Source organism: Serratia sp. SSNIH1 (assembly GCF_002935055.1).
Classification (GTDB): domain Bacteria; phylum Pseudomonadota; class Gammaproteobacteria; order Enterobacterales; family Enterobacteriaceae; genus Serratia; species Serratia nevei.
In genome coordinates, this window is sequence record NZ_CP026383.1 from 2,912,248 (window position 1) to 2,924,921 (window position 12,674).

At 60.2% G+C, this 12,674-nt stretch carries 13 protein-coding genes and 1 pseudogene; 9 read left to right on the forward strand and 5 right to left on the reverse strand.

Features of this window, described 5'->3' with window-relative positions:
* The first annotated feature begins 76 nt into the window (after positions 1-76).
* Together C3F38_RS14110 and C3F38_RS14115 are read left to right on the forward strand one after the other, a co-directional pair.
* A complete protein-coding gene (locus C3F38_RS14110; protein WP_033634481.1) occupies positions 77-643 on the forward strand; it encodes a chromate transporter in 567 nt (188 codons plus the stop codon).
* Positions 640-1,161, forward strand: coding sequence for a chromate transporter (locus tag C3F38_RS14115; RefSeq protein WP_055313672.1), 522 nt, complete (start codon positions 640-642; stop codon positions 1,159-1,161). Before C3F38_RS14110 ends, C3F38_RS14115 begins: the two co-directional genes overlap by 4 nt.
* Before the next feature lie 4 nt (positions 1,162-1,165).
* Here the strand turns inward: C3F38_RS14115 and C3F38_RS14120 are convergent, their stop codons facing one another.
* Positions 1,166-1,519 (reverse strand): protease inhibitor Inh/omp19 family protein, encoded by a 354-nt coding sequence (locus C3F38_RS14120; protein ID WP_038880671.1) that lies wholly within the window; start codon positions 1,517-1,519, stop codon positions 1,166-1,168.
* Between the two features lie 411 nt (positions 1,520-1,930).
* On the opposite strand from C3F38_RS14120, the gene C3F38_RS14125 reads away from it, so the two are divergent.
* On the forward strand, positions 1,931-2,662 hold the full coding sequence (locus C3F38_RS14125) for a M10 family metallopeptidase C-terminal domain-containing protein (protein WP_055317654.1): 732 nt from the start codon (positions 1,931-1,933) through the stop codon (positions 2,660-2,662).
* A gap of 43 nt (positions 2,663-2,705) precedes the next feature.
* On the opposite strand, the gene C3F38_RS14130 is transcribed toward C3F38_RS14125, so the two are convergent.
* Together C3F38_RS14130 and C3F38_RS14135 are read right to left on the reverse strand one after the other, a co-directional pair.
* Positions 2,706-3,356: a dihydrofolate reductase family protein gene (locus C3F38_RS14130; protein WP_047727610.1), complete on the reverse strand. Its 651-nt coding sequence runs from the start codon at positions 3,354-3,356 to the stop codon at positions 2,706-2,708.
* Between the two features lie 69 nt (positions 3,357-3,425).
* The gene (locus C3F38_RS14135) at positions 3,426-4,427 is read right to left on the reverse strand and encodes an alpha/beta fold hydrolase (RefSeq protein ID WP_047727609.1); all 1,002 of its coding nucleotides are present in this window, start codon (positions 4,425-4,427) and stop codon (positions 3,426-3,428) included.
* Between the two features lie 232 nt (positions 4,428-4,659).
* Between C3F38_RS14135 and C3F38_RS14140 the strand changes: the two genes are divergently transcribed.
* Complete coding sequence (locus C3F38_RS14140) at positions 4,660-5,091, forward strand: DcrB-related protein (protein ID WP_055317655.1); 432 nt, start codon at positions 4,660-4,662, stop codon at positions 5,089-5,091.
* Positions 5,092-5,122: 31 nt separating this feature from the next.
* Positions 5,123-9,112: an RHS repeat-associated core domain-containing protein gene (locus C3F38_RS14145; RefSeq protein WP_233211698.1), complete on the forward strand. Its 3,990-nt coding sequence runs from the start codon at positions 5,123-5,125 to the stop codon at positions 9,110-9,112.
* Here the strand turns inward: C3F38_RS14145 and C3F38_RS26855 are convergent.
* Both C3F38_RS26855 and C3F38_RS14155 read right to left on the reverse strand, forming a co-directional pair.
* Entirely contained in the window at positions 9,028-9,231 is a 204-nt protein-coding gene (locus C3F38_RS26855; RefSeq protein WP_341533147.1) for a hypothetical protein, read from the reverse strand. The two genes, C3F38_RS14145 and C3F38_RS26855, sit on opposite strands and share 85 nt — an antisense overlap.
* Positions 9,213-10,193, reverse strand: a complete 981-nt coding sequence (locus tag C3F38_RS14155; RefSeq protein WP_009310076.1) for an IS5-like element ISKpn26 family transposase — start codon at positions 10,191-10,193, stop codon at positions 9,213-9,215. Before C3F38_RS14155 ends, C3F38_RS26855 begins: the two co-directional genes overlap by 19 nt.
* Positions 10,194-10,218: 25 nt before the next feature.
* Between C3F38_RS14155 and C3F38_RS26205 the strand changes: the two genes are divergently transcribed.
* The 4 genes and pseudogenes from C3F38_RS26205 (at position 10,219) to C3F38_RS14175 (ending at position 12,418) form a co-directional block, all read left to right on the forward strand.
* Positions 10,219-10,602 (forward strand): HNH endonuclease, encoded by a 384-nt coding sequence (locus tag C3F38_RS26205; RefSeq protein WP_233790551.1) that lies wholly within the window; start codon positions 10,219-10,221, stop codon positions 10,600-10,602.
* Positions 10,602-10,952, forward strand: coding sequence for a hypothetical protein (locus C3F38_RS14165; RefSeq protein WP_038874581.1), 351 nt, complete (start codon positions 10,602-10,604; stop codon positions 10,950-10,952). Before C3F38_RS26205 ends, C3F38_RS14165 begins: the two co-directional genes overlap by 1 nt.
* A gap of 310 nt (positions 10,953-11,262) precedes the next feature.
* A pseudogene (locus C3F38_RS26605) lies at positions 11,263-12,087 on the forward strand (RHS repeat domain-containing protein); the annotation flags it as partial.
* Positions 12,088-12,091: 4 nt separating this feature from the next.
* A complete protein-coding gene (locus C3F38_RS14175; protein ID WP_233211736.1) occupies positions 12,092-12,418 on the forward strand; it encodes a hypothetical protein in 327 nt (108 codons plus the stop codon).
* Positions 12,419-12,674 lie beyond the last annotated feature (256 nt).

The window sequence follows — 12,674 nt, forward strand, 5'->3', positions numbered from 1 at the left end:
GAATGCATTAGACATCATGGCACGGCGGCGCGCATGATACCAGACATCAAAACAAGCGATGTGGAATGGCAATGTCATGTCAGATATCAATACGTTAAAACCGCACCCGGCGGCAGCGCCGGGCAACGCAGAGCTGTTTGTGGGCTTTCTGTGGCTGGGGCTGATCGGCTTCGGCGGCGTGCTGCCGCTGGCGCGCAGCATGCTGGTGGAGCGCCGGCGCTGGCTGAGCGGTGAACAGTTTACCGAGCTGCTCGGGCTATGCCAGTTCCTGCCCGGCGGCAACGTGATCAACCTATCGGTGGCGGTAGGGATGGAGTTTCGCGGGCTGCGCGGCGCGCTGTGCGCCTTGCTGGGCCTCATTAGCGCGCCGACGGCGATCGTGGTGGGGCTGGGCGTGGTCTACGCCCGCTTCCAAAACGATCCCCATGTTCAGCATGTGTTCGCCGGGCTGGCCGCCGCGGCCGCCGGGCTGCTGCTCTCGACCGGGATCAAGATGCTGCTGCCGCTGCGCGGCAAATGGCCGGCGCTGGCGATCGTTGCGCTGGCCCTGATCGCCATCGCCTGGCTGCGCCTGCCGCTGTTGCCGACCATGCTGGTGCTGGCGCCGCTGAGCATTCTGCTGATGTGGCGGTGGCCGTCATGAGCGGGGTATTGATGGCGCTGGCGCTGATCTTCACCGAGCTCTCTCTGCTGGCGTTTGGTGGCGGTATGACCATTCTGCCGGAAATGCAGCGGCAGGTGGTGGAGGTGCATCAATGGATGAGCGCCCAGGAGTTCAGCGCGCTGTTCGCCATGGCGCAGGCCGCGCCGGGGCCGAACATGATGATCGTGCCGCTGGTCGGCTGGCACGTGGCCGGCTGGGCGGGGCTGCTGGTTTCTTCGGTCGCCAAGTTCGGGCCGTCTTCCATCGTTACGCTGCTGGTGATGGGCGCCTGGCGGCGCTTTAAGGATCGCCCGTGGCGCCGCATCGTGCAGGCCGGCCTGGTGCCGCTGACCGTGGGGCTGGTGGCGGCCAGCGGTATCTTGATCGCCGAGGCTTCCGCACCCAGCTGGCGGCTGGCGGCGATCGTGGCGCTGGCGACGGGGCTGAGCATGAGCAAGCGCCTCCATCCGCTGTGGGTGCTGGCGGGTGGCGCGCTGCTCGGGTTGCTGTTCGCCTGAGGGATTAACGCGGGATCAGCACAAAGCGCGAAGGGCCGCCGCGATCGATCAACTCATAGCGCTTCGGCGCGGTCAGGGCCAGAAACGCCACCATGCTCCCTTCGGCGTCGGTCAGCGTCATGCCGTCCGGCGTCGGCCGCCAGGCGACCGGCAACGTTTGCAGCGCCAGCGGCTGCAGGCACTCGGCGGAGGCGCTGAAGCGGAAGGCATTGGTGTTGGCTACCGCTTCGTCGCTCAGTTGCACCTTGCAGACGGCTTTACCGTCGCCGATGGCGGCGAGCTGCCACTCGCCCTTCAGCGCGGCGGGTTCCAGCAACGGCAGTGAACTGCCCAAGGCACTGCTGCACAATACGCTCATAACAACTCCTGTCAGGCTGGCGCGGCGCAAGGCGCGCGTAAGGTAATGGGCTGGCATCGGGTCACTCCTTTCGGCTGTCCGTTCACACTTTAGCATGTACCCATCCTGATGGTGAGGGAAGGGTTAGGTTTTTTAATCCTCGATAATTCTGATCTAACCGGCGATAACGTGCCCAAAAAGACGAGTCATTAGCCCACCGATACGCTTATCACTCTCATTAATACTGCGCTAATACAAATCGTTATGATTATTTCCGTCTTAACGCCCGGCGCGAAGACGCGCGGCGGCGTGGGCTCGCGCCGCCGGGGTGAGTCACTATACTGGTCAATGCTAAGCCTTGGCTTAGATTAGAACGACTGATGAATAGTCTTACAAAGCGAGTGGATTCCTAGTGTGTAAAAGGAGAATGCAATGAGCAGTCGCCACAACGACATTTTGCAAGATGACGATGAGTTCACCAGCCTGGCCGCCACATCCCCCAACGATCATAACTATCAGTTTTACTATCACCAGCCCGGCAGCCCCTATGACGGATTGGGCTACGGCGCGCTGTTTACGCTGGACAACGCCAACCTGTACAGCAACCAGCGCGGCGGAGCAGCCATCAACAACCTGGGTAAAATCCGCGATAACTTCAGCTTCGACCGCGCCGCCGATCAGCTGACGCGGCCGGGCCTGACGCACAACGGCGATCAGGTCTATCACCAGCCTGTGGCGCTGACCTATTCCTTCCTGACGCAGAGCGCGCTGAACCGCATCGGCCAGACCGGTGACGGCGACAAGGGGCTGCAGCCGCTGACTCAGGCGGCGCAGGCTCAGGCGCTGAAATCGATGCAGGCGTGGGCCGACGTGGCGAACGTGACCGAGTCCACGGTGGCGGCGTTCGACGTGATTGAAGACTTCGAGCATGGTATCGATAAGATCGATCTCTCCGGCCTGCGCTTCAACAACAGCCTGAGCGAGCTGCGCTTTATCGACAGCGGCAGCGCCTTCAGCGGCCAGAAGGGCGAGATCCAGCTCAACTTCGACGCCTTCAACGGCACCACCGATCTGCTGATGAACACCCAAAGCAACAGCTACGCCGCCGACTTCAAGATCCACGTGGTCGGGCAGGTGGAGCAGAGCGATATTCTGTTTGCCTGAGGGTGATGAAGGGGAAAGAGAAAAGGGCCGAACGGCCCTTTTTTTACGGCTGGGCCGCCGCCGCGCCTTCCGCCACGAAGGAGCCGGTCGTCACCGCGCCGCTGCGGCGGTAGTGGGCCACGATCACGCCGCCGGGCGAGACCACCGATTGGGCCAGCGTGAAGGCCGCCGGCGCCGCGTTGTCATCAAACAGCCGCTTGCCGCCGCCGAGCAGCACCGGGTAGGTGAGCAGGCGCAGTTCGTCCAGCAGATCGTTGGCCAGCAGCTGTTGCATCAGCGTGCTGCTGCCCTGCACCAGCAGCACCGGCCCCTGGGTGCGCTTCAGCTCGCGCAGCCGGGCGATGATGTCCCGCCCCAGCCACTGGCTGTTCTGCCACGCCAGCGTCTCGCCGTGGTGGGTGGCGACGTACTTGGTGGCCTGATTGAATACGCGGGCGATATCGGCGGAAAACGGATCGGCCTCGTCGGTGATCTGCGGCCAGTAGCCGGCGAAAATGTCGTAAGTGCGCCGCCCCAGCAGCAGATCGAACGGCGCCGAGAAAAGATCGCCCATCGTTTCCGCAATGGCGTCATCCCAGTAGGGGGCGGTCCAGCCGCCGAAGCGAAAGCCGCCGCTGCGATCTTCGTCCTGCCCGCCCGGCGCCTGCATCACGCCGTCGAGGCTGACGAAGGCGCTGGCAATAATCTGTCGCATGGCTGTCTCCTGCCGTTGAGTGCCAGCTGAAAGTTTAGCCGCCGCGCGGCGGCTACGCCAACCGGCCGCTCAGGGCTGCAGCGCCTTGAGCAGTGCCTGATGGAAACGCTCCGGCTCCTCCATTTGCGGCGCATGGCCCAGCCCGGCGAACTCGATCAGCGTGGCGTGCGGGATCAGCTTCGCCGCCTGTTTGCCCAGTTCCGCGTAGTGACCGATCCTGGCCTTGACCGCCGACGGGGCGATATCGCTGCCGATGGCGGTGGTGTCGGCGGTGCCGATCATCAGCGTGGTGGGGGTTTGCAGATCCTTGAACTCGTAGTATACCGGCTGGGTGAAGATCATGTCGTAGATCAGCGCCGAGTTCCACGCCACCAGGCGATGGCCCGGCCCGTTGTTCAGCCCGGCCAGCATATCCACCCAGCGATCGTACTCCGGCTTCCAGCGGCCGCCGTAGTAGGTGCGCTGCTCATAGTTGCGGATGCCGTCAGCGGAGGTGTTCAGCTCGCGCTCGAACCATTGATCGACGCTGCGCCACGGCACGCCTTTCGCCTTCCAGTCCTCGAGGCCGATCGGGTTGACCATGACCAATTGCTCCACCGCCTGCGGATACATCAGGCTGTAGCGCGTGGCCAGCATGCCGCCGGTGGAGTGGCCGATGACGATGGCCCGGCTGATTTTCAGGTTCTGCAGCAGGCCGTGGGTATTTTGCGCCAGCTGCTGGAAGCTGTACTGGTAATGCGCCGGCTTGGTGGAGGAGCAAAAGCCGACTTGGTCGGGCGCGATCACGCGGTAGCCGGCTTTGCTCAGCGCCTTGATGGTGTCCTGCCAGGTGGCGGCGCAGAAGTTTTTACCGTGCAGCAGCAGCGCGGTGCGGCCGTTGGCGGCGCCTTCCGGCGGCACGTCCATATACCCCATCTTTAACATCTGCCCCTGCGAGGTGAAGCTGAACTGCTGCAACGGGTAAGGGTAGTGAAAACCCTGCAGCTCCGGGCCGAACTTCGGCGTTTCGGCGGCGGCGGGGAACGCGGCCAGCGTGGCGCACAGCAGTGCGCTGCGGGTGAATCTTAGCATCCTGATCTCCTGAAAAGGGCGATAGCCGAGTATAGCCATAATCGGCGCGTCGGCGCGCCGGCGGTTTCAGATAATTCTGTAATGTTACGGCCCGATCCCGGGCAAGGTTCCGGCCACGGCCTTATACACAGTGAACGCGGTCACGCCGCGCAACATTGGCGGTGCCTGATGGTTTTATTTCAAGGCTAAGTTATGCGATGCTTAAGCATTATTTATGCAAAAGGATCCTCGCATGTCCGCTTTATCCCGCTGCGCTTTCAGCGAAGGCAGCGTCGCTTTGCCGGAAGGCTACGCCGATCGCACCGTCAACGTGCTGTTGGCCGGCGATGATGTTTCCCCCTCAATCAATATTTCCCGCGATGCGCTGCAGCCGGCGGAGAACCTGGAAGGCTACGTCACCCGCCAGCTCGATGCGTTGGCGCAGGGGCTGAAAGGCTGGGCGCTCAAAAGCCGCGAGCCGGCGACGCTGGGCGATGGATTAACCGCCGGTGAATGGGTGCGCGCCAGCTACCTGCGCGACGGCAAACGCATCTGGCAAAACCAGGCGGTGTTCGCGCTGGCGGAGGGCCGGGTGCTGGTGTTCACCCTGGCGATGGCGCGCAAGCTGACGCCGCAGGACGACGCGCTGTTGCAGCAGGTGCTGAGCAGCTACCGGGCGGCATAACGATGAACTCTTCACGTAAAAGGAACTTACGATGACCGAAGCGGCCCGCGTCGGCGATACCATCGGGCACTCCCATGCCCTGGCCGGCATGATTGCCGGCACCCTTGTCGGCGGCCTGATCGCCGCCGCAGGCGCGGTGGCGGCGGGTGCACTGTTCGTCGCCGGCCTGGCGGCTTCCTGTATCGGCGTTGGCGTGTTGCTGATCGGCGCCAGCCTGGCGGTGGGGTATCTCACCGGGGAGGCGGCCACCGCGGCGCGCGACGGCATTGCCGACGCCGGTGCCGGAAGCCTGACCCCCAAAGGCAATATCGTCACCGGCTCCCCCAACGTCTTCATCAACGGCAAACCCGCCGCGCTCGCCACCAACAGCCAGGTGGCCTGCAGCGACGACGGCCCGAGCATGCAGATGGCGCAGGGCTCCGACAAGGTCAGCATCAACGGTCAGCCCGCCTCGCGCGTGGGGGACAAAACCAACTGCGACGCGCAGGTGATGGAAGGCTCGCCCAACGTGTTTATCGGCGGCGGCACCGTCACCACCTTGCCGATCAAGCCCGAAGTGCCGGATTGGCTGTACAAGGTCTCTGACCTGACGCTGCTGTTCGCCGGCCTGGTGGGCGGCGTGGGGGGCGCCGCCGGCAAGCTGGGGGCGCTCGGCAAACTGCTGGGCAAGCTGCCCGGCATCAACAAGCTGGCGCGCATCGCCTGCCGCGCCGGCACCCTGATGACCGCCACCGCCGCCGTCGGCATTATCGCCCGGCCGGTGGATATCGTCAGCGGCCAGAAATTCCTCGACGGCGAAGACGATCTCGATTTCGTGCTGCCATCGCGCCTGCCGGTCGCCTGGCAGCGCTATTGGCGCAGCGGCAACCCCGGCGACGGCGTGCTGGGCCGCGGCTGGAACCTGTTCTGGGAGAGCAGCCTGCAGCCGTATCAGGACGGCCTGGTGTGGCGCGCGCCTTCCGGCGACTTCGTCGCTTTCCCTATGGTGCCGCGCGGCCACAAAACCTACTGCGAAGCCGAAAAATGCTGGCTGATGCACAACGACGACGGCAGCTGGCAGCTGTTTGACGTCGGCGAACAGATTTTCCACTACCCGCCGCTGGCGGGCGACCAGCCGAGCCGGCTCAGCATGATCACCGACGCCATCGGCAACGCCACCTCGCTGTTCTACGACGACGAAGGGTTGCTGAGCGAACTGGTGGACAGCGCCGGGCAGCGCCTGATGTGCCGCTATGCGCAGGGCCGCCTGTGCGAAGTGGCGCTGCAAACCGCCGAAGGCGAACGGACGCTGGCGCGCTACGGCTACGATGAGCAGGGCCAACTGACGACGGTGAGCAACCGCGCCGGTGAGGTAACGCGCCGCTTCGGCTGGCGCGACGGCCTGATGATCAGCCACCAGGACGCCGCCGGGCTGCTGAACGAATACCAATGGCAAGAGATCGACGGCCTGCCGCGCGTGACGGCCTACCGCAACAGCGCCGGAGAGTCGCTGGAGTTCGGTTACGACTTCGCCGGCGGGCGCCGCAGCGCGGTGCGTGGCGACGGCAAGCGGGCGGAGTGGCGGCTGGATGACGACGACAACGTGGCGCAGTACACCGATTTCGACCAGCGCCGCTACGGTTTTATCTACCAACGCGGCGAGCTGTGCAGCGTGCTGCTGCCCGGCGGCGCGCAGCGCCAGAGCGAATGGGATCCTTACGGCCGCCTGCTGTCGGAGACCGATCCGCTCGGCCGCGTGACGCGTTATCAATATTCGCGCAACAGCGGCCGACTGTTCGCCGTCGCGTACCCGGACGGCAGTAGCGAAGCGCAGCACTGGGACACGCTGGGGCGCCCGACGCGCTATGTCGATGCCCTGGGCCACGCCACGCTGTATCGCTATCCGGATGACGAAGAGAGCCTGCCGGCCGGCGTGATCGACGCGCTGGGCGGGGAAGTGAAGCTGGAGTGGGACGCCCGCGGCCAGCTGACGCGCTACACCGACTGTTCCGGCAGCGTCACGGCTTATACCTACGATGCGCTGGGGCAACTGACGGCGCAGACCGATGCCGAAGGCCACCAGACGCGCTACCTATGGGATAACGGCGGGCGCCTGCATACCCTGATCCACTCGGACGGCAGCGAAGAGCGCTTTAACTGGAATGCACACGGCCAGCTGGCCGAACATCAGGACGCGCTGGGCAGCCTGACCCGCTGGCAGTACAACGCCCTGGGGTTGCCTGTCAGCATCACCGACCGCATCAACCGCACCCGGCGCTATCACTACAGCCCGCAGGGCTGGCTGACGCGGCTGGAGAACGGCAACGGCGGCGAATACCGCTTCAGCTACGATGCGGTGGGCCGCGTGCTGGCCGAAGAGCGCCCGGACGACACCCGCCACTATTATCGCTACGGCGCGGCCGGGCTGCTGGAGGAGCACCGCGAGGTCGGCCTGCCGGGCAGCGCGGGTGAGCTGACGCAGCGCGAACAGCGCTTCCGCTTCGACGAGGCCGGGCAGCTGGTCTGGCGCGGCAATGCCAGCGCGGAATGGCATTACCGCTTCGACGCCATGGGGCGGCTGCGCGAGCTGAACCGCCTGCCGACGGCGAGCGGCGCGGCGCTGGGCATCGAGCCGGACAGCGTGCAGATGCGCTATGACGCCGCCGGGCGGCTGCTCGGCGAGCAGGGCGTGAACGGCGAGCTGCAATACCAGTGGGATGCGCTGGCCAACCTGCAGGCGCTGACGCTGCCGCAGGGCGATCGCCTGCAGTGGTTGTATTACGGCTCCGGCCACGCCAGCGCCATTAAATTCAACCAGCAGGTGGTGAGCGAATTCACCCGCGATCGCCTGCACCGGGAAACCGGCCGCAGCCAGGGGGCGCTGCAGCAGCAGCGGCGTTACGACGCCATGGGCCGCCGCAGCTGGCAGAGCAGCGCCTTCGGCCACGACAAATTGACCCGGCCGGAAGACGGCGTGCTGTGGCGCGCTTATCGCTACACCGGCCGCGGCGAGCTGGCCGGAGTGAGCGACGCGCTGCGCGGCGAAGTGCACTACGGTTACGACGCCGAAGGCCGCCTGCTGCAACACCGCGAACCCAATCAGGGCAAACCGGGCGCGCGGCTGGTGTACGATCTGGCGGATAACCTGCTGGGCGAGCGCAGCCCGCAGAGCGACATCGACGCGCACCTGCCGCTGGCGCCGATCGCCGATAACCGGCTGACGCACTGGCAAAAACTGTTTTACCGTTACGACGCCTGGGGCAACCTGATCAGCCGGCGCAACGGCCTGTACGAACAGCACTATCGCTACGACGCCGACAACCGACTGGTGCAGGCGCACGGCCGCGGCCCGCAGGGCGAATTCGAGGCGCAGTACCATTACGACGCGCTGGGCCGCCGCAGCCGCAAGGCGGTGCGCTACAAGGGCAAAACCGAACAGACGACCCGTTTCCTGTGGCAGGGCTACCGGTTGCTGCAGGAGCAGCGCGACGACGGCAGCCGCCGCAGCTGGAGCTACGATCCGGCCAGCCCGTGGAGCCCGTTGGCGGCGCTGGAGCAGGCGGGCGACAGCCGCTCGGCGGATATTTACTGGTATCACACCGATCTGAACAGCGCGCCGCTGGAGGTGACCGACGCGGCGGGCAACCTGTGCTGGTCCGGGCAATACGACACCTTCGGCAAGCTGCAGGGCCAGACGGTGGCCGGCGCGGCGAAGCGGCAGGGCGCGCAGTATCAGCAGCCGCTGCGCTACGCCGGGCAATACCAGGACGACGAAAGCGGCCTGCACTACAACCTGTTCCGCTACTACGAACCCGAGGTGGGGCGTTTCACCACGCAGGATCCGATAGGGCTGGAAGGCGGGCTGAACCTGTATCAGTATGCGCCGAACCCGCTCAACTGGATAGATCCGTTAGGCCTTTCAAAATGTGAACCGGAAAAATGGGATGTAAATTCACATCAAGGTAATAAAAATGCGGTGAAAGGGAAGAATCTAGGGAAGGTGCGAATAAGCAGGTCATTTCTTCCCAAGCTGACTCGCTGATTAAAATTTCGCGGATCTGGGCCGATTTTTTTCCCGCAAACACATCGAATCAGCCTATTTAGGCTATTTTTTCCACCATTTCTGGCGTTATTTCCGGTTTTTACTGAGATCTCTCCCACTGACGTATCATTTGGTCCACCCGAAACAGGTTGGCCAGGGTGAATAACATCGCCAGTTGGTTATCGTTTTTCAGCAGCCCCCTGTATCTGGCTTTCACGAAGCCGAACTGCCGCTTGATGATGCGAAACGGGTGCTCCACCTTGGCACGGATGCTGGCTTTCATGTATTCGATGTTGATGGCCGTTTTGTTCTTGCGCGGATGCTGCTTCAAGGTTTTTACCCTGCCGGGACGCTCGGCGATCAGCCAGTCCACATCCACCTCGGCCAGCTCCTCGCGCTGTGGCGCTCCTTGGTAGCCGGCATCGGCTGAGACAAATTGCTCCTCTCCATGAAGCAGATTACCCAGCTGATTGAGGTCATGCTCGTTGGCCGCGGTGGTGACTAGGCTGTGGGTCAGGCCACTCTTGGCATCGACACCAATGTGGGCCTTCATGCCAAAGTGCCACTGATTGCCTTTCTTGGTCTGATGCATCTCCGGATCGCGTTGCTGCTCTTTGTTCTTGGTAGAGCTGGGTGCCTCAATGATGGTGGCATCCACCAAAGTGCCTTGGGTCATCATGACGCCTGCTTCGGCCAGCCAGCGATTGATGGTCTTGAACAATTGACGGGCCAGTTGATGCTGCTCGAGCAGGTGGCGGAAATTCATGATGGTGGTGCGATCCGGCAGGGCGCTATCCAGGGATAATCGGGCAAACAGGCGCATGGAGGCGATTTCGTACAGGGCATCTTCCATGGCACCGTCGCTCAGGTTGTACCAATGCTGCATGCAGTGAATACGCAGCATGGTCTCCAGCGGATAGGGCCGTCGGCCATTGCCCGCCTTGGGATAAAACGGCTCGATGACAGCGGTCATATTCTGCCATGGCAGAATCTGCTCCATGCGGGAGAGGAAAATCTCTTTTCGGGTCTGACGGCGCTTAGTGCTGAATTCACTATCGGCGAAGGTGAGTTGATGGCTCATGATGTCCCTCTGGGATGCGCTCCGGATGAATATGATGATCTCATATCAGGAACTTGTTCGCACCTTCCTTAATCGTGCAAACACAGAGTTTATTGCTCGGATGGACGCCGATCCTTCTTTCCGGCGAGATATGTTGGGCCGATACCCGGAATTGGGAGAATGGATGAAAAACCCGAATAAAGCTTCGAGCCCGCCAGTATTAACATGGCATCATCATGAAGATGTTGGTCGCTTGGTGTTGGTTGATCGTGTAGATCATGCAGACAATCACGCTCTTTATCATCCTACGGGTAAAGGAGGACGAGAAATGTGGGGTGGAGGAGAGCCAGGGAGACGAGGTAAGCTGGATGGCGCCACGGGTAATCCTAAGCCAAGCGGAGCCAGGAGAAGATCAAAAGGGGGATGCTAATGAAAGAACTAGAGTATATGACGCCTTACAGGCTAGAAGATCTAATTATTAAAATCGTTCAAGAGGGCTATATAAAGGATAATTTCTGCCTTTATACCAAAGAGTACGAGGCAATTGCGACACTTGAGCTGACATGCTATCTCGAACGTTATCCAGAGGTTAGTGATGATGATGAAGAAGTTTATCCTGACTATGTTGAACAAAATGAGTTGGAGCTATTCTTTTATGGAGATCAATTCATGGATGTGCTCAGAAGTGCACTGAATCAAAAGCCAAGTGCAACTGTGGATGAGCTTATATCAGCATTGAATTATTACTTGGAGAATGATGCTTTCATCACGTTTTCCTAGGTGTAATAACCTTCGCTCTCCAGTAAAGATTTTTGCTGCATTTCTGAATGTCCTATAGCACTCCTGCGTGGATTCTATCCACGCAGGAGTGCACACCATGAAAACCAATACGTTGATAGGTCCAATAGCCTCGATGGCTAATTGATAGTTGTACCACTTAATGTCTCAGTTCCGCCGACTGGGCCACTGTAACCAAGGGTGATACCGTGAGGCCAGTAACGGAGTGGGCGGTAGCATGTTAAAAAGAGCAATAAGTTCTGGGATCTAGTGATTTTGACGTTGCTATTTCACATCCTGAGGTATATCAGAAAGCCGCAAGGCGGTGCGCTACAAGGGCAAAACCGCACAGACGACCCGTTTCCTGTGGCAGGGCTACCGGTTGCTGCAGGAGCAGCGCGACGACGGCAGCCGCCGCAGCTGGAGCTACGATCCGGCCAGCCCGTGGAGCCCGCTGGCGGCGCTGGAGCAGGCGGGCGACAGCCGCTCGGCGGATATTTACTGGTATCACACCGATCTGAACAGCGCGCCGCTGGAAGTGACCGACGCGGCGGGCAACCTGTGCTGGTCCGGGCAATACGACACCTTCGGCAAGCTGCAGGGCCAGACGGTGGCCGGCGCGGCGAAGCGGCAGGGCGCGCAATACCAGCAGCCGCTGCGCTACGCCGGGCAATATCAGGACGACGAAAGCGGCCTGCACTACAACCTGTTCCGCTACTACGAACCCGAGGTGGGGCGTTTCACCACGCAGGATCCGATAGGGTTGCGCGGCGGGTTGAACCTTTATCAGTATGCGCCGAACCCGCTGATGTGGGTGGATCCGTTTGGGCTTGATGTTATACGTTTACGGCATTACACAAGTAATCAAGGTTTTGCAGCAATAAAAGAAAGTATGAAGATACTTGCAGGTGATCAAAATGCTGTATTTGCAGTTAGAGCAAAAGGAAAGTCATTAAGCATGGCTGATGCAGCAGATAAATTTAAAATAAAGCAAAACCACGCTAAAAATTACATCGATTTTGATATAGATAAAAAACGAGTAGAGTTTAGAAAAAATGATTTAGGCGTTGAAGAATATAAGATAAAAGGCGATATTGAATTAGATAGGAAAACAACCAAATTTAATAAGAGATGCTAGAATTATGAGAGAGAATAACTCAGGAAGTACTAATGATCTAAAAGAGATTTTAATATCTTTGGAAGAGATTGTTACTGTTATAGATAAAATAGGCTCTGGGTTCGATAAAAGCGGAAAAACGGCATCGGCATTGTTGCTTTTCTTTAATCAATGTAATGTGTTAGACAAATTATCCAGAACAAGAAAGTATTTATATCAGGAGTTAGAAAATCGATTATCTCCTGAAGAGTATGATGAGTGGATAGAAAAAGATTTTCCCACATGGAAACCGCCTTATGAGAAAACTGAAGAGGAAATATTGGGGATGTTAAATTCAATGAGACAAAAATAAATTTTTATATAACATCAAAAAATTGATAAAATTCGGAAGGGTTGCTCGATCCTTCCGGTTGTTTTTATCCGTTATTAGATGGGGTTTATAATCGTTACTTGTCGGTACGCAAGTATATTCCATTGCTGTAGCTGTATTATCACCTTGCCGGACATCACATTGATCGCCAGCGATTGGTCGACCAAGTCGTTTTGCGTCAGCTAATCCTCAGCCAGATACAATTAGCCGTCATCTCGTTCTCTGATGGTTGGGCAGT

Coding starts and splice junctions, on each gene's coding strand:
- C3F38_RS14165 (WP_038874581.1), top strand. CDS start 10,602: ATGAAAGAACTAGAGTATATGACGCCTTACAGGCTAGAAGATCTAATT.
- C3F38_RS14145 (WP_233211698.1), top strand. CDS start 5,123: ATGACCGAAGCGGCCCGCGTCGGCGATACCATCGGGCACTCCCATGCC.
- C3F38_RS14115 (WP_055313672.1), top strand. CDS start 640: ATGAGCGGGGTATTGATGGCGCTGGCGCTGATCTTCACCGAGCTCTCT.
- C3F38_RS14135 (WP_047727609.1), bottom strand. CDS start 4,427: ATGCTAAGATTCACCCGCAGCGCACTGCTGTGCGCCACGCTGGCCGCG.
- C3F38_RS26205 (WP_233790551.1), top strand. CDS start 10,219: ATGAATATGATGATCTCATATCAGGAACTTGTTCGCACCTTCCTTAAT.
- C3F38_RS14125 (WP_055317654.1), top strand. CDS start 1,931: ATGAGCAGTCGCCACAACGACATTTTGCAAGATGACGATGAGTTCACC.
- C3F38_RS14130 (WP_047727610.1), bottom strand. CDS start 3,356: ATGCGACAGATTATTGCCAGCGCCTTCGTCAGCCTCGACGGCGTGATG.
- C3F38_RS14110 (WP_033634481.1), top strand. CDS start 77: ATGTCAGATATCAATACGTTAAAACCGCACCCGGCGGCAGCGCCGGGC.
- C3F38_RS14155 (WP_009310076.1), bottom strand. CDS start 10,193: ATGAGCCATCAACTCACCTTCGCCGATAGTGAATTCAGCACTAAGCGC.
- C3F38_RS14140 (WP_055317655.1), top strand. CDS start 4,660: ATGTCCGCTTTATCCCGCTGCGCTTTCAGCGAAGGCAGCGTCGCTTTG.
- C3F38_RS14175 (WP_233211736.1), top strand. CDS start 12,092: ATGAGAGAGAATAACTCAGGAAGTACTAATGATCTAAAAGAGATTTTA.
- C3F38_RS14120 (WP_038880671.1), bottom strand. CDS start 1,519: ATGAGCGTATTGTGCAGCAGTGCCTTGGGCAGTTCACTGCCGTTGCTG.